This is a genomic window from Chelatococcus sp. CO-6 (genome assembly GCF_001271345.1).
Classification (GTDB): Bacteria; Pseudomonadota; Alphaproteobacteria; order Rhizobiales; family Beijerinckiaceae; genus Chelatococcus_A; species Chelatococcus_A caeni.
This window is the reverse complement of sequence record NZ_CP012398.1, coordinates 1-14856: the sequence shown is the minus strand read 5'-3', so window position 1 is coordinate 14856 and position 14856 is coordinate 1. Positions and strand designations below refer to the sequence as shown.

General features: G+C 67.3%; 16 protein-coding genes and 2 pseudogenes. All 18 read left to right on the top strand.

The features are described 5' to 3' along the window. Nucleotides 1-12 precede the first annotated feature (12 nt). Nucleotides 13-1062, top strand: a complete 1050-nt coding sequence (locus AL346_RS00085) for a phage major capsid protein (protein WP_040404846.1) — start codon at nt 13-15, stop codon at nt 1060-1062. 25 nt (nt 1063-1087) lie between these two features. Beyond that, nucleotides 1088-1483 carry a hypothetical protein gene (locus tag AL346_RS00080; protein ID WP_019403026.1) on the top strand — a complete coding sequence of 132 codons (396 nt, stop codon included), beginning with the start codon at nt 1088-1090 and terminating at the stop codon, nt 1481-1483. 48 nt (nt 1484-1531) lie between these two features. Continuing rightward, a complete protein-coding gene (locus AL346_RS00075; protein WP_019403027.1) occupies nt 1532-1945 on the top strand; it encodes a hypothetical protein in 414 nt (137 codons plus the stop codon). Between the two features lie 6 nt (nt 1946-1951). After that, on the top strand, nt 1952-2686 hold the full coding sequence (locus AL346_RS00070; protein ID WP_019403028.1) for a hypothetical protein: 735 nt from the start codon (nt 1952-1954) through the stop codon (nt 2684-2686). A gap of 9 nt (nt 2687-2695) precedes the next feature. Further along, complete coding sequence (locus tag AL346_RS00065; RefSeq protein WP_019403029.1) at nt 2696-4783, top strand: hypothetical protein; 2088 nt, start codon at nt 2696-2698, stop codon at nt 4781-4783. 35 nt (nt 4784-4818) lie between these two features. Next, nucleotides 4819-5265 (top strand): hypothetical protein, encoded by a 447-nt coding sequence (locus tag AL346_RS00060; protein WP_197286584.1) that lies wholly within the window; start codon nt 4819-4821, stop codon nt 5263-5265. 105 nt (nt 5266-5370) lie between these two features. Next, on the top strand, nt 5371-6006 hold the full coding sequence (locus AL346_RS00055; protein ID WP_019403031.1) for a hypothetical protein: 636 nt from the start codon (nt 5371-5373) through the stop codon (nt 6004-6006). 12 nt (nt 6007-6018) lie between these two features. After that, nucleotides 6019-6642 (top strand): hypothetical protein, encoded by a 624-nt coding sequence (locus AL346_RS00050; RefSeq protein ID WP_019403032.1) that lies wholly within the window; start codon nt 6019-6021, stop codon nt 6640-6642. A gap of 8 nt (nt 6643-6650) precedes the next feature. Then, nucleotides 6651-8051, top strand: coding sequence for a hypothetical protein (locus tag AL346_RS00045; RefSeq protein WP_019403033.1), 1401 nt, complete (start codon nt 6651-6653; stop codon nt 8049-8051). Next, nucleotides 8048-11038: a hypothetical protein gene (locus AL346_RS00040; RefSeq protein WP_020424491.1), complete on the top strand. Its 2991-nt coding sequence runs from the start codon at nt 8048-8050 to the stop codon at nt 11036-11038. The genes AL346_RS00045 and AL346_RS00040 overlap by 4 nt, the downstream gene beginning before the upstream one ends. 2 nt (nt 11039-11040) lie before the next feature. After that, a pseudogene (locus AL346_RS00035) lies at nt 11041-11696 on the top strand (lysozyme). Beyond that, entirely contained in the window at nt 11693-11932 is a 240-nt protein-coding gene (locus AL346_RS00030) for a hypothetical protein (protein ID WP_019403035.1), read from the top strand. The pseudogene AL346_RS00035 and the gene AL346_RS00030 overlap by 4 nt, the downstream one beginning before the upstream one ends. A gap of 144 nt (nt 11933-12076) precedes the next feature. Next, complete coding sequence (locus AL346_RS00025) at nt 12077-12712, top strand: M15 family metallopeptidase (RefSeq protein ID WP_019403037.1); 636 nt, start codon at nt 12077-12079, stop codon at nt 12710-12712. Nucleotides 12713-12799: 87 nt separating this feature from the next. Further along, on the top strand, nt 12800-13246 hold the full coding sequence (locus AL346_RS24435) for a helix-turn-helix domain-containing protein (RefSeq protein WP_157672257.1): 447 nt from the start codon (nt 12800-12802) through the stop codon (nt 13244-13246). Next, nucleotides 13227-13322, top strand: a pseudogene (locus tag AL346_RS25915) (helix-turn-helix domain-containing protein); the annotation flags it as partial. The gene AL346_RS24435 and the pseudogene AL346_RS25915, both read left to right, overlap by 20 nt. Nucleotides 13323-13384: 62 nt before the next feature. Beyond that, nucleotides 13385-13879, top strand: a complete 495-nt coding sequence (locus tag AL346_RS25495; protein WP_245303216.1) for a hypothetical protein — start codon at nt 13385-13387, stop codon at nt 13877-13879. A 31-nt stretch (nt 13880-13910) separates the two neighbouring features. Continuing rightward, nucleotides 13911-14549, top strand: a complete 639-nt coding sequence (locus AL346_RS00005; protein WP_082312373.1) for a site-specific integrase — start codon at nt 13911-13913, stop codon at nt 14547-14549. Next, the gene (locus AL346_RS24895; protein ID WP_019403040.1) at nt 14524-14685 is read left to right on the top strand and encodes a hypothetical protein; all 162 of its coding nucleotides are present in this window, start codon (nt 14524-14526) and stop codon (nt 14683-14685) included. The genes AL346_RS00005 and AL346_RS24895 overlap by 26 nt, the downstream gene beginning before the upstream one ends. The last annotated feature ends 171 nt before the right edge of the window (nt 14686-14856 follow it).

Below are 14856 nucleotides of genomic sequence, written 5' to 3'. Positions count from 1 at the left end.
CACACGCAAGCGATGGCAACGTTCCCTCTCCAGGTGTGGGAGAACCTGGTTAACACCACGCTCGATTGGTTCATGGACACTCCGAATGTCCATGTCCAGAGCATCCACGAGCGTCCTCTGTACGACTGGCTGATGGCCAAGCAGAAGACGTTCCCCGGCTCGAAAGAGTTCCTCCAGGTCCGCGTGCAGGGCGACTTTCCGCCCATTATCGAGGGCTGGTCCGGCGACCAGACGGTCGGCTACGACAACCCGGCCTACGTGAAGGTCGCGTCGTATCCGTACAAGAGGATTCACGCCGGCATCAGCTTCACCGCGGACGAACTCATCCGCAACGGCATCAGCATCGTCGACACCACGACCGGGCAGGGCGATTCCGTCCACAGCCGGGCCGACAAGCTCCAGCTCGTCAACCTGCTGGAGAACAAGGTCATGACGATGCGGGAGTCGATGAAGAACGACATGAACGAGATGTTTTGGGGCGACGGCACGCTCGACCCCGAGCTGGTGCCCGGCCTGCGCTCGTTCATCGTCGACGATCCGACCGCACCCCTCGTGGTCGGCGGCATTGACCAGGGCGCCCCGGAAAACTGGTGGTGGCGCAACCGGGCCAACCTGGCCATCGATCTCGGCACCGACCCGAAGGAGCAGCGTCTCCTCCGGTACATGGACAACGAGATCGTCCAGCTCTCCAAATACCGCGCGCGGCCTGACCGTGCCTTCGCCGGCTCGGACATGCTCCAGCGGTTCAAGGACGAGATGCGCCTCGGCGGCTACTTCTCGATGGATGGCTTCCGCGGCAACAAGGATCTCGGCACCGGCGGGATCTACTTCAACGGCATCGAGATCCACTACGATCCGACGCTCGACGACCTGGGTTACTCGAAGCGCCTCTACCTGCTCGACAGCAAGCACATCCGGCCGCTGGTCGTGCAGGGCGAGAACATGAAGCGCCACAACCCGGCTCGTCCGCCCGAGAAGTACGTCTACTACCGGGCCGTTACGTGGGTCGGCGGGCTCGTGTGCGACCAGCGCAACAGCTCCGGCGTCTACGCGTTCGCGTGACCGGATTGTTGGGAGTTGCGAAAACATGGATACCGCACTTTTCTCCGACCTCCTCTCGGTGACGACCTCGGCGCCGGTCGCGACCAACGGGACGCTTACGTTCCCGTATCCGTCCGGCAAGGCCGCCGCCGACTATGTCGCCGACAAGGGCAGGATCTTCGCCCGTGGCCTGATGGCCTACTTCGACGCGGCGGATGACGGCATCGACATCGCGTTCGGTGCCAGCATCACCGTCACCTACAAGGGTGAGACGTCGATCCCGGCCAACACACAGGTCCAGCTCGAAGTCTTCCACGCCAACGGCGGCGTGGCGACGCTGACGCCGATCGCCGACCCGTCCGCGGCCACCGCCGAGGATGTGGCGAACAAGGTCAACCAGATCATCGCGGCCCTCCAGGCCAACGAGCCTCCGCTCGTCTGATGCAGACGGCGGCCTACGGGCCGCCGTTCCCTTCTTCACGAGGTTCAGATGCAGCTCTACGACATCAAGATCCGCTTCTCCGAAAACGACGGCATCGTCTTCACGGAGGTGCTCAAGAAGGATGTGCCCGCCTCGGAGGTCATGTTCCTTCAGGCGCTCCACGGGCCGGGCCGCGTGCATGTGCTCAAGGCGTCGGGCGAGAAGCAGGTCCACGGCGGCGCCGAGCGGGCTCGTCTCCGCGACCTCTACGCCCGCGGTCGGGAGACCGGCCGGAAGGTCGCGCTCATGCAGCAGGTTTTCGGGCCGGCCCATGTGCCGCTGCCCGAGTTCGTGCCCGGCTACGAGCCCGCCCCGGCCGTCGAGGCCGAGGGACCGGCGGCGGCCGAGGTGAAGCCGAAGCGGACCCGCGCCAAGCAGGCGTCCGAGCCGGCGGAGCCCGCGGCCGAGGATATGCTCGGGTAACGCCCGATGCCGCGCGGCACGCAGCTCATTGAACTCGTCGGGTTTCTCCGCGAGGAGATCGGCCGATCGACGGACATGTCGGTCGGCAACGACGACGTGCCGGCGCTCAAGCGCATCATCCGGCGCACGCAGAACACGCTCTACGCAAAGTGGGACTGGCCGTTCCTCATGGTCAAGCCCACGATCCAGCTCCAGCAGGGCCAGCGCTACTACGATTTCCCCGAGGGGCTCTCCTACGACAAGATCCAGGAGATCGTCGTCTGGTGGAACGAGCAGCCCATGCCGCTGATCCGCGGTATCGGGCCGGCGCAATACCTCATCCTCAACAGCGAGAAGGGCCAGCGCGTCGACCCCGTCCGCCGGTGGGACGTTTACGATTCCGAGTTTGGCATCCCGCAGATGGAGGTGTGGCCAGTCCCGGCCAGCAATCACCAGCGGATCCAGATGTGGGGCAAGCGCAACCTGCGGCCCCTCGTCAAGGATAGCGACCGCGCCGATCTCGACGACGACCTTATCGTCCTCTTCGCGGCGGCCGAGATGCTCATGCGGCAGGAGGACAAGGACGCCGAGGCGAAGCTCGCCGCCGCGCGAGACCTCTTCGAGGCCCTCAAGGCGGACTCCAAGAGCGAGCAGCGCACCTACGCCATGGGCCGTGGCAGCGGCGCCGGCAGCGGGTGGCCGAACATCACCAACCGGGCAATCGTCATTGTCGGCGGTGGCGGCTCGGGCCACGGCACGTGAGGTGCCCCGGTGGCCTACCTCGCGGTTGAAGACTTCAAGCTCGGACTAGACCGCCGCAGGCCGCGCAAGGCCGGCGTGCCGGGCACGCTCTGGCTCCTCGTCAACGGGCACATCAGCCGCGGCGGCGACATCGAGCGCCGGAAGGAGTTCGTTCCCTTCTACGCCTTGCCGCCCGGCACCTTCGGGATGGCGTCCGTCTACACGCAGCTCTTCGTTTTCGGATCCCTCGACCTGGCCGGCGCAATGCCCATCGGCGTCCAGTATCAGCGCTGCGAGGCGACCGGCGCGAACATGGTCGAGGTGCTCGATGTTCAGACGTTCGACGGCAAGTTCTATGTGATCGCCGAGTTCGACGACGGCAACGTCTATCACTTCTACGACGGCGCGCGCGTGGCTGATTGGGATGTGATCGCGGACGCCAACACCAACTTCGCGGCGCTCGCCGGCCTCCTGGCCGAGAAGGTGTCGGCGGATGATGCCGTCCAGGTCGCGTCGGCCGGCCAGACGATCACGCTCCAGGCGCGGGTGCCGGGGGTGCCGTTCACGGTCTCGGGCAGTGCCGTCGACCGGGGGAGCACCGACGACCAGACGGTCACCATCACGACGGTGCAGCCGAACGTGTCGGAGGTGCCCGAAGTCCGCGCATCGGCCGCGATCGAGATCATCGACGGGGTGAACGACACCGACAACGCGGTCACGTCGGTGACGGTCGACGGCGTCGAGCTGCTGTCGGAGCCCGTGCCGTGGACGGCGACCAGGGAGGCGACGGCTATCCGCCTCCAGCAGGTCATCACGAGCGCGGCGGCGCAGACGGGCTATGATGCGACCGTCGCCGGGGCGGTCGTTACGATCCATGCGGCGCCCGGCACCGGTGCTGCGCCCAACGGTCTCCCCGTGGCCGTGACCCACGGGACGAACATCCAGCTCAGCCATGATCCGGTCCTTGGTGGCGGCGTCACGCATGTGGACCCCGTCCGGCAGGTCGTGACCGCCACGCTCGGCGGCACGTTTGAGCCCGTCGACATGTTCTCGTTGACGGTCAACGGTGTCGAGTACCGGGCAACCGGTCGCGCCGCCGGCACGGGCCGGACCTGTTGGGTGTTCAAGCAGCGGCTCTGGAGCACGTCGCGGAGCCTGCTGCGCTATTGCATGCTCAACAATCCGTCCGTGTGGGATCCTGCTAACACGACCGAGGACAACGACGCCGGCTTCATCAACCTCGCGAACCAGAACGAGGGGCAGGACAACCTCGTCTGCGTCGCCGAGTACAACGGCCGGGCCGCCATCTTCAGCCGCAACAGCATCAGGATTTGGGAGCTGGCCGTCGACCCGGCGCAGAACTCGTTCGTCCACACGCTGGAGAACAGCGGCACCATGGCGCCGCACTCCGTTGTCTCCTACGGCAACAACGACGTCTTCTACCTGAACGACACGGGTCTGCGGTCGGTGCGCGCCCGCGCGGCCACTGACAACGCCGCCGTCGCCGACGTCGGCAACGCCATCGACCCCTATGTCCGCCAGTGGCTCGACGCCGTCTCCTCCGACACGGCGCGCCGCGCGGTGGCCGTCATCGAGCCGATCGACGGCCGGTACTGGCTCGCTGTCGGCGAGCGCATCTTTGTCCTCAGCTACTTCCCCGGCGGCGGCCAGAACAACATCAGTGCGTGGAGCGTGTACGAGCCCGGCTTTGTCGTCAGTGACTTCACCCGCATCCACAATCAGCTCTACGCGCGCAGCGGCGACACGATCTATCTCTACGGCGGCTTGAACGGCGACACCTACCCGGACGAGGGGCAGGGTGTCGTGCAGGCCTGGCTCCCGTTCCTCTCGGCCCGGAACCTCGGGCAGATCAAGGGCATCATCGGTTTCGACATCGCATGCGAAGGCTTGTGGGAGGTCGAGGTCTGCATCAACCCGAACGACGAACGCCAGGTGATTCTCGCTGGCCAGCTCGAAGGGTCGACCTATTCGGAGCCGAACATCGCCCTCAACGGGCGTGCGGCTGTATTCGCGCCGAAGTTCGAATGCCGCTCGGCCGGCCCGGCGACGCTCTCGTCGTTCGCCCTCTACTTCAAGAACGCGGAGCCCGCGAAGTGAGGGTGCGCCCGCTCACCACGGAGGCCCTCCGGTTCGTGCTCGCCAACATGAGGGCCGCCGACCGCGGGGAGATCGGCATGCTCCGGCATGCCAGCGGAGCGGAGGCGCTTCAGGCGGAGCTTGAGGTCGTCCTGCAACCGCCGCTCGGGGCCGGCTGGTCCTTTCATCTCGACGACGGCACGCCGGTGGCCATCGGCGGCGGTTACGAAAAACATCCCGGCGTGGCGTTCATCTTCCTGGTAGCCACCGACGACCTGCCGAAGTTGCGCGTGCCGATCGCCAAATGGGCGCGCCGCGTCATCCCCTTCGCCTTCAAGAAGATGCCGATCCACCGCTTCGAGACGACGTCGTTCGCCGGCCGGCGTGACGCGCACCGATGGCTCCGGTTCCTCGGGGCCGAGCGCGAGGCCGTCCTCAGCCGTTACGGCCGCAACGGGGAGGACTTCTACGTCTATCGCTGGCTGCGTGAGTTGCAAAATTGAAACCTCGACAAAATGGACAGCCGGTGCTAGGTTCCCGATCGGGCGGCCGTACTAGGTCGGAGATCGCCGCACCGACGCGTGTCCTGACGATGAAGGAGTCTCAGGATGGGCCTCGGTGGCAGTGGGAAGGCGGCGCGTAACGCCGAAATCGCCCGCAACGTGAAACTGGACGAGGAAGAGCGCGCCCGGCAGGATCGCATCCGGCAGGGGCAGTCGACGATCGACCAGAATTTCTCGCAGTTCAACGACGACTACTACGGCAAGCTCCAGCAGGACTACCTCGATTACTACAACCCGCAGATTGACAAGCAGTACGAGGAAGCCCGCAAGAAGCTGATCTACAGCCTGGCGGAGTCGGGCGGCCTTGAGAGCACGGCGGGGGCGAAGGCGCTTGCCGACCTGCAAGAGGCGCTCAACACGCAGCGCACGAGCCTCGGGCGCTCGGCGCAGGGGCTCGTCGACGAGCGTCGAGGGGCGATCGAGCAGTCGAAGTCGGACCTCTACGGCCTGAACACGTCCGCGGCTGACCCGTCGCTGGCCTCCGCACGGGCGCTCGCCAGTGTCGGCTCGCTCAACACGCCGCTGGCCACGTCGCCGATCGGCGACCTCTTCGGCTCGTTCCTCAGCAACTACGCGGCGTATCAGGGCGGCAAGAACCAGAACAACATGAAGGGCTTCGGCGGCGGGGGCTTCTCGCCCGGATCTGCGTCGGGGTCGTCTTCGAGCTACGTGCGAGGGTGATGAGCCATGGGAATGGAGATCGTCCTCCCGCTGCTCGCCTCCGCGGCCCTCAGCGGCGCGGGCACCGTCATGTCGGCTCGCGAGCAGAACAGCGCGCGCCAGCGTGACGCGATGGCGCGCCTCGCCGCGACGGACCAGGAGATACAGAAGCAGCGCAAGTTCCAGCAGGAAGCGGCCGACATCTTCGGCAACACGATGCAGCGCTTCACGCCGGAACAGCAGCAGGCGACGCAGCAGGGCGAGACCGACAAGCGCACGCAGGCGCTCGTCGACAACCTGGAATCCAACGCGCCGAACTACACGCCGCCGATCTCCGGTTCGGCGCCGACCATCGTCGGGCAGACCCTTGCCGACGCCATGACGAAGGCCATGGACCGCAGCAAGGCGGATGCGACGCGCCTCGGAAAGCTCCTCGGCAGCGAAGGAACCATGCTGTCGAACAGCCTCGGCCTCACGCAGGGCGCCCGCGGCATCAGCACCGTGAACGACTTCTCCAACGTGTCGGCGAGCCTCTTCCCGACCCGCATGGAGTCCATAAGGAACGCAGCCTTCAAGCAGCCGTCCGGCTTCGGCGACGTGCTCCGCTCCGGCGGCCAGCTCTTCGCTTACGGCGCCGGCCGCGGCTGGTTCGGGTGAGGTAACAGATGCCGTCGCAGCGCATTCCCGGTGTCCTCTCGCCGGTGGCTGATTCCATGAGCAGCCTGCTCAAGGTGCTCATGTCGGCGCCGGACGACGCCACGGTGGCCGCGAAGCGCGGTACGGCCGAGAAGCTGATGCGCGAGAACGAGGCCGCGGCGGCCCTCGGCACGCTCATGTCCGGCTTCAAGCCCGGCGGCAGCGTGGCCGACCTTTACGGAACCGCACTGCGCGGCGGCATCAACCCGCAGCACGTCGGCGACGCCATTCGCGGCGTCACGGCGGTGGCCCCCGACGTTGACGACCTGATGCGGTCGCGCGCCTTCCTCGGTGCGGGAGGCGCCTGGAGCAGCACGCCGACCGGCTTCGCGCAGGGGCAGGCGACCGAGATCCAGAAGCAGCGGTTGGCCAACGACGCCGCGATGGCGCGAGCGCAATTCGAGCTGAACAACAAGCCGACCGAGATCATGACGCCGGAAGGGCCGCGCATTGCTCGGACGCAGGACGCTATCGGGCAGATGCCGCTCGCGGCCGAGTCCAACGTGCGGGGCGGCTTCCTCGCGCAGAACTTCGGCAACGTCGGCGCGCTGCCGCCGGCCGAGCAGCGCATCCTTGGCGCGGAGAGCAAGACGCAGCCGACGCCGCGGAACTACGTCGCCGGGGGCCAAAGCTTCATCACTTACGACGGCGTCACCGACGCGCGCAGCGGCCAGCCGCTGCCGGCCGGCGGCTATATCGCCAACGCGCAGGGCACCGCGAACGACGTCGGGCTGCGGCCGAACGTGCAGGGCGACCTCCAGACGCGCGTCATCAACGCGAACTCGGCGCTGGAGGTCGGCAACCAGATCCTCGGCATTCTCGCAAAAGACCCCGCGGTGGTCGGCCCGACCGGCAACACGCGCCGCCTATTGCAGGACGCGACCGACGTCTTCGGCTCGGTGGCGACGGTGTTCGGGGGGCAACAGCAGCTCGTCGGGGAGATCGACCGGGCGCGCCAGGATCTCGTGCAGACGCTCGGCCCGCAGGCGCAGACGCTGCTCCCCGAACTGTTCAACCCGAACCTCAACAGCATCGAGACGCTCAACGGCTTCCTCGTCTACAAGGTTGCCGAGGCCCTCGGGCAGTCCGGGCGGGGCGCCAGCGACCAAGACATCCAGCGTGTCATTCAGATGGTCGGCTCGCCGTCGAGCTGGCTCACCGGCCCGACCACCTACGAGAACAAGATCCGCACGATCCTCGACCTGGTCACGTCCAGTCGTGATGCGGCGCAGCGGGCGCTGTCCGGCGGAGCCGGCGCCTCGGCCGGTGCGGCACCCGCAGGCGACCCCACGGTCGGCACAACCCCGGCGCCGGCCGGCGATCAGCCGCGCCGTCGCCGCTACAACCCGGCAACGGGGCAGATCGAATGATCGAGATCGAGGCCCCTGACGGCAGCATCGTCGAGTTTCCCGATGGCACGCCGGACGACGTGATCACCGACGCCATGCGGCGCGCCTTCGGCGGCCCGCAACAGAGCGGCACGCCCGTGGCGCAGGCCCCGGCGGCTGCGCCGCAACCGGCGCCGGGCGCTCAGCCCGCGCCGCCGATCTCCCTCGGCGACTCGCAGGTCAACTGGCAGGACCAGGTGCCCCCGCCTGCGGCGGCGCAGGCTCCCATTGAGCCGCCGGGCGCGGCCAAGTCGCTTCTGTTCGGCACGCAGGCGGTCGGCCGTGGCCTCGCCGACGCGGCGGGCGCACTGCCGGACCTGTCGAATTTCGCAGCCAACATCCTGCTCGGCGGCGCGGACCTCGCAGCCCGGCCGTTCGGTGGCAGCGTGGACTTCCGCTTTGGCCCGAGCCCGATCGGGTCGAACGCCATCGCCGACAGGGCGTCGCAGCTTGTCGAGAGCGCGGGCATAGACTTGGTGGACCCGCAGGAGATGCCGGCCGGTCAGCGTGTCCTGTACGATGCGGCCCGAGGCGGCACCGCCGCGGCGGCGACCGCCGCGCCGCTCGCCCGCGCGGCGCCCACCCTCGTGGCGGCGCGGGAAGGCGGTCAGCGCATCGCGCCCCCGGCGGCCGAGCGGCTGATCGAACCCTACGTCTCGAGTCCGGCCCGGACGATCGTCGGCGACATCGCGGGGGGCGCCGGTGCGCAGACCGCCGCCGGCCAGGTGGAGCGCAGCGAGACAGTTCAGGATGCCCCGCCGTGGTTGAAGGGTATTGTTCAGATCCTCGCGCCGTTCGTCGGTGCCGTTGGCGGAGTCGGCCTCACCGAGGGCGTAGGCGGCCTCGGCAGCGCCGCACGGACTGCGGCATTGCGCCGGTCGACTGACACGAACCTCGCGCCCGATCCGTTCACCGGCCAGTCGTTCAACCGGGCCGACGTCGAGCAGGTGGCGCGCGAGGTGCAGGACGCCAGCCGGCAGGGGCTCCCGATGCGCCAGGCTGGTGCAGCGCCGGAGCGCGCCGCGCAGACGATCGAGGATCGGGCAAACGAGTTCCGCGCTGCCGGCCTGCCGGTGCCGACAACCGGGCTCATCGCCGACAACGTCGGATTGGCCGGCCTGGAAGGGCAGCAGCGCGTCACGAATCGCGCGCCCTTCATCAACAGGGATGACACGGTCTCGGGCGCCGCGAGCGAGCGTGTGCGCTCCATCCGCGACGAGACGGCCGACCCGCAGGCCGCGCGGGAGTATGCACAGCGCTATGGCGAGACGCGTCTCGACCAGGCACAACGGGAGGTGGACCGCGAGCGCGGCCGGCTGCGGGAAGTCGAGACGGCGCAGGCCGCCGACCGCGGTGCGCAGGTGCCGCTGGCCTCGCGCGCGGCCCGCGATGAGGCCAGCGGCCGGCTGCACCAGTCGGTCGTCGAGGACTACACCGCCGCGCGCGCCGAGAAGAACCGCCAGTTCGACGAGGCGCCGGGGCGCGTTGAGCAACTCCCAGCCGACAGCGTGACTGCCGCTGCGCAGCGCGTGCGGGAGCGTGTCAATGCGCTCAATCCCCGCCAACGTGAGGAACTTCCCGGCGATTTCGTCGAGCGGCTGGAGGCTCTCGCACCGGACATTCGACAGCGGACGGTTACAAGCCCGGTCCTCGATGAGAGCGGCCGGCCGATCACCCGCGTAGAGGAGGTGAATGTCGGCGGTCCCGGCACGGCAGCAGGTGGCGACTTGGCCGAGCTGCGTAAGACGCTCAGCACTGCCGAGGAGGTTGCGCGCACGCGGGGCAACTTCAAGCTGGCCGATGGCATCCGCGATCTGCGCGGCGCCATCAACCGGACCATCGAGGAGGCGCCCGGCTACGCCGAGGCCAACCAAACGTACCGCGAGTTCGCCGGCCGCTACCGGCCGACTCCGACCGACGAGATGGCGAAGTTCACGCGCGAGATTGATCGGGGGCGCGAACCGCCGCCGTCGCAGACCGCGTCGCGCTTCCTCGGCAGCGGCCCCGAGAAGGTCGCGTCGCTCCGGCGCGTCATCAGCGAGCGGGGGGAGGGCGCCGCGACGGATTACCTGCTCGGCGAGGTGGCGAACATCGCCCTGTCCGGCAGCAACCGTCTCAACTGGCAGGCCGTGTCGAATTGGGCTTCGCGTAATGCCTCGGTGCTGCGCGAGTTCCCGGCCGCGCAGCGGGAGGTCAACAGCATCATCGCGCGGGCGCGCCGCGGCGACCAGCTCTCGACGGAGCAGCTCGACCGCCTCCGGCAGGCCGAGCGCCAGCTCGGCGCAACGCAGCGCGACCTCGATCGGAGCGCCGCCGGCATCCTGATGGACAAGGATCCGCAGCGTGCCGCGCGCGCCATCCTTAACGACAGCGACGACCCGGTTGGGAGGATGCGCGAGGCCGTCAAGCTCCTCGGCCGCAACGAGAAGGCGCTCCGTGGCTTCCGGGCGGCGGTGGCCGACGAGATGCTTGAGCGTGTCACGACCACCAAGCCGGATGCGCTCAAGCCGGACGAGTTCGCGACCACCTACGCGCAGCTCACGCGGAACTTCGAGAAGAACCGCGCAGCGCTGGCCGAGGTGCTGACGCCGGAGCAGATGAACGCGCTCCAGCAGGCGCACAGCCTGCTCAAGAGCTTCACGACCATGGGCAAGCAGGCGCTCCCCGGCTCGCAGACGGGCGAGCGCTTCGGGAACTTCCTCCGGCCGCTCGAAATGGCCGTGCGCATCCGCTACGGCGCCCTCCAGGGCGGCAGCATCATGAAAAAGGCGCGGCTGCTCCTGTCGAACATCCCGACCAACGAGGAGAGCGTCAACGCCCTCAAGCTCATGATGGCCACCGACCCTGATGTGGCCGTCTACCTGCTCCGCAAGGACGTGCGGAACTTCGACGCCCCGGCGGCCAACGGCCGCCTGCAACGCCTTCTCGCCACCGCCAGCGCCGCCCGTGCCACCAACGAAGAGGATTGAGGATGGCACGTAGGGTCAATGCGGAAGGGCTCCGGCTCATCAAACAGTGGGAGGCCTGCGGCTGCGGGCCTATCGGGATTCGGGCGGTATCTGGACGATCGGCTACGGCCACACGTCGGACGAGAAGCTCACCGTTCGCGAGGGGCTCACTATCACGGAGGCGATGGCCGAGGAGATGCTCGTGCACGACCTGCGCGAGGCCGAGGCCGCCGTCGAGCGCCTGGTGAAGGTGCCTCTCACCGACAACCAGTTCGCCGTTCTGGTGTCCTTCGTCTTCAATATCGGCGTCGGGGCTTTCGAGAAGTCGACCCTGCTCAGGAAGCTCAATGCCGGGCAGCACGACGCCGTGCCGGGCGAGCTGGCCCGGTGGGTGCACGTCAAGGGGCAGCGCGTGCAGGGGCTCGTCAACCGCCGGGCGGCCGAGGCCGGGTTGTGGGCCAAGGGCTCGTTCGTCTGCTCGAACACCGTCGAGCCGCAGCCCGACAAGCCGCCGGTCGTGGACAAGGAGACGGTGTCGTGGGGCGCCGGCATCCTGTCGACCCTTGGCGCGCTCTTCGCCGGCAGCGGGCCGGTGCAGTGGGCGCTTGCGGTCGTCATCGTTGCGAGCTTCGGCGTCGGGCTCTGGTTCTTCATCAGGAAGCGGGTGAGGGCGGCATGACGGCGGCGCTGGCGTGGTTGTGGGGCAAGGCGAAGGACTTCGCCATCTGGATCGGAATCGCTGTCGCGCTGCTCGTCACCATTGTGGTCGAGGCGCGTCGGGCCGGCGCCTACAAGGAGCGCCTCGCGCAGCGCGAGAAGACGGATGCGATGCGGGAGAAGTGGGATGAGGTTGATCGCGAGCGTGTTGATTTTGACGCTTCCCTTGGCCGCCTGCGCGACAGGTCGAAGCGTTGAGTGCCCGCCGCTTGCCGGCCCGCCCTCCGCGGTGGTCGACGCTCTGGAGAGCGCTGGCCGCACGGATCCGAGCGCGGCGGCGTGGGTGATCGATCTCGACCGCCACTACCAGAAGCTCGACGCGTGCCGGTGAGGAGGTAGACCGTGGCCAACATCGACCTCGCCAACTTCCTCGCTCCTGGGCAGGACGTCAGCCACCTCCGGCTGCAAGAGGCGCTGATGCGCGGCCTCACGGGATTGCTCGCCGAGGCGCCGGACATTGTCCGGCAGAACCTCCGCATCAACAGCGGCTATCGAAGCCCCGAGCGCCAGGCGCAGCTCTTTGACCAGGCGCTCGCCAAGTACGGCTCGGAGCAGGCGGCGCGGAAGTGGGTCGCACCGCCCGGCCGCAGCCGGCACAACTTCGGCATGGCGGTCGACCTCGGCTACGGCCAGAAGGGGACGCCGATCTACGACGAGGTTCGGCAGTGGGTCCACCAGAACGCCAATCGCTTCGGCCTGCACTTCCCGATGGCTCATGAGCCGTGGCATGTCGAGCCGATAGGCTCCCGCCGCGAGATTCCGGGTAGCGCTCCTGTTGCAGTTTTCGCACATAATTCTCAATTCCCGACATCCGCAAGCGGATACGCGCCCGAATCGACGCCCGCGCCGCAGGAGAACCTCGGCTTCTTCCTGCGCAACGCGTATCTGCAAAAGGATTTGGGATCAGGCGCTTACCTCGATCCGAAGAAGGCGGAGATGGCGCTGGCCGAACTTGCGAGGCTCGGCCCCTTCGGTTGAGCGGCTCAGTTGTGCCCGTGCGCGTTAATGTCTATATTCGCGTTTGTCGCGAAAACGCGATTTTTGACATTTCCGCACGAGGAGAGGATGGCCAAACACTACATAAACCCGCCCCCGACGAGTGAACCGTCCGAGGGGGTATCGTCCCTGGATGCGCGTAAGGAGTTCGCTCGGCGCCTCCAGGCGCTTCGCAGCGCCAAGGGATGGAACCAGTCGGAGCTTGCCCGTCATGCGTCCAAGCACATGACGGCGGGAACCGACTTCAACCGCAGCAACATCTCAGCCTACGAGCGCGCAGTGACCCTGCCGCGCACCGAGCATCTGCACGCGCTGGCGAAGACGCTCGGTGTCAACCCGGCCGATCTTATCCCGGCCCGCGGCGTCGCGTCGGTCAACACCAAAGCCTCGCCGGTGTCGATGCAAGATCTCGGCGACGGTCGCGTTTGGTTGCGCGTCAACAGCACGGTGCCGTGGGAGACGGCGCTGGAGATCATTCGAAAGGTGAAAGAGTCGGATGAGCCTACTGACAAGTAAGGACGTCGCCGCCGCGCTCGGGGTTGACACTCGCACGGTGCAGTCGTGGGTCCGCAGGGGTGCCCTCGTGCCGGATTCCATCACCCTCGGCGGCCACGCTCGATACTCGCCCGAGACCGTTGAGGAGCTGAAATCCAAATGTCTAGAGCGAAACGGGATCTCCCCTGGGTCGACACCAGGGGCGGTGTCTACTACGTCCTCTGGAGCGTCAGCAGCGTCGATGCTGCCGGCCGGAAGCGGACGTCAGTTGAGCGCCTCAGCCTTCGCACGCGCGACCCGGACGAAGCGCAAACTCGCTTCGCTGCCTTCCTCGCGGAAGGGCAAGACGTCCTGCGCCCCGCTGCCGAGCGTCGAGGAAATGCTGGCCTGACGATCAAGCAGGCACTCGACGACTATTGGCGCGAGCACGTCAACGCGCTGGACGACCGGGGGCGGCCGAACGTCGCCGACCCGACCCGCCAGGAGAATGCCATCCGTCACCTCAAGGCCTTCTTCAAGGAAGACCTCGTGACGGACATCGACATCCCGAAGTGCCGGGCCTACACGGCGGCCGCCGGGCAGGGACGATCGGCGGCGGCAAGCGGCGCAAGAACAAGAAGGGCAGCGACAGCACCATTCGGCGCGAGCTGGTAACTCTGCATGCGGCGGTCGAGCACGCCATCAAATGGAAGCGGCTTACCGGCATCACCGTCGACCAGCTCCCGCAATTCGAATACCCGTCCGATCGTCGCGACACAGAGGAGAGCGGGAGGCCCCGTGGCTGACGCATGCGGAGCTGGCGATGCTGCGCGCCGCAGCCACTGGTCGGCTCGCCGACTTCATCGAGATCGCCTACTACACGGCCAGCCGCAAGCGCGCCGTCGAGACGCTCCAATGGTCGCAGGTGAGGCTCGCCGAGGGCAAGATCCATCTGGCCAAGGTGGGCGAGCGGAAGACCAAGAAGCGGCGCCCCATCGTGCCTATTGATGCAGAGCTACGGCCGACACTGGAGCGTCTGCACCAGGAGCACGTCGCAGAGAAGAGGGCGACCGATTGGGTGCTCGGCACCCCGACTTCGCTCTATCGCCCTTTCGTGAAGCTGTGCGCGAGCCTCGGCATCAAGGCGAGCCCGCACATTCTGCGTCACACCCGCGCGACGCATCTCCTCATGGACGGGGTGTCGATCTACGACGTGGCGCGCCTGCTCGGCGACACGGTGCCGACTGTCGAACGGGTCTACGGCCACCACTCGGCCGAGTACCTCGCGAAGTCGATCGAGAAGAAGAAGGGGAAGCGAAATGGAGAAGGCCGAGAAGCTGCTTGAGACGACCGCCGCAGCGGTCGGCGCGTTCGAGTGGACCGACATTGGGGCTGCGTGGGGCTGGTTCGGAATCGCGGTCGCGCTGTCGCTGGGAATCATCCAGATCGGCGACCGGATCCTGGCGAAGTTTGGCTTGTGATACTGGCCATTGATTGTCGCGTTTTGCGCGTTTCAGTTATGGCAGATTGTTGATTTATAAGGCGAAAATGCGTTTTTGCAACTTGCACGCAGCCCTTTCACGGCGAAAACAGGGGTTCGAGTCCCCTTGGGCGCGCCACCTAAATTCCCATAAAAATCAATATCTTAGGGT

Excerpts from the sequence above, each read along its gene's own strand:
- AL346_RS00070 (WP_019403028.1), top strand. The coding sequence starts at position 1,952 with ATGCCGCGCGGCACGCAGCTCATTGAACTCGTCGGGTTTCTCCGCGAG.
- AL346_RS25495 (WP_245303216.1), top strand. The coding sequence starts at position 13,385 with ATGTCTAGAGCGAAACGGGATCTCCCCTGGGTCGACACCAGGGGCGGT.
- AL346_RS00075 (WP_019403027.1), top strand. The coding sequence starts at position 1,532 with ATGCAGCTCTACGACATCAAGATCCGCTTCTCCGAAAACGACGGCATC.
- AL346_RS00050 (WP_019403032.1), top strand. The coding sequence starts at position 6,019 with ATGGAGATCGTCCTCCCGCTGCTCGCCTCCGCGGCCCTCAGCGGCGCG.
- AL346_RS00040 (WP_020424491.1), top strand. The coding sequence starts at position 8,048 with ATGATCGAGATCGAGGCCCCTGACGGCAGCATCGTCGAGTTTCCCGAT.
- AL346_RS00080 (WP_019403026.1), top strand. The coding sequence starts at position 1,088 with ATGGATACCGCACTTTTCTCCGACCTCCTCTCGGTGACGACCTCGGCG.
- AL346_RS00005 (WP_082312373.1), top strand. The coding sequence starts at position 13,911 with ATGGAAGCGGCTTACCGGCATCACCGTCGACCAGCTCCCGCAATTCGA.
- AL346_RS00045 (WP_019403033.1), top strand. The coding sequence starts at position 6,651 with ATGCCGTCGCAGCGCATTCCCGGTGTCCTCTCGCCGGTGGCTGATTCC.
- AL346_RS00055 (WP_019403031.1), top strand. The coding sequence starts at position 5,371 with ATGGGCCTCGGTGGCAGTGGGAAGGCGGCGCGTAACGCCGAAATCGCC.
- AL346_RS00085 (WP_040404846.1), top strand. The coding sequence starts at position 13 with ATGGCAACGTTCCCTCTCCAGGTGTGGGAGAACCTGGTTAACACCACG.
- AL346_RS00030 (WP_019403035.1), top strand. The coding sequence starts at position 11,693 with ATGACGGCGGCGCTGGCGTGGTTGTGGGGCAAGGCGAAGGACTTCGCC.
- AL346_RS24895 (WP_019403040.1), top strand. The coding sequence starts at position 14,524 with ATGGAGAAGGCCGAGAAGCTGCTTGAGACGACCGCCGCAGCGGTCGGC.
- AL346_RS24435 (WP_157672257.1), top strand. The coding sequence starts at position 12,800 with ATGGCCAAACACTACATAAACCCGCCCCCGACGAGTGAACCGTCCGAG.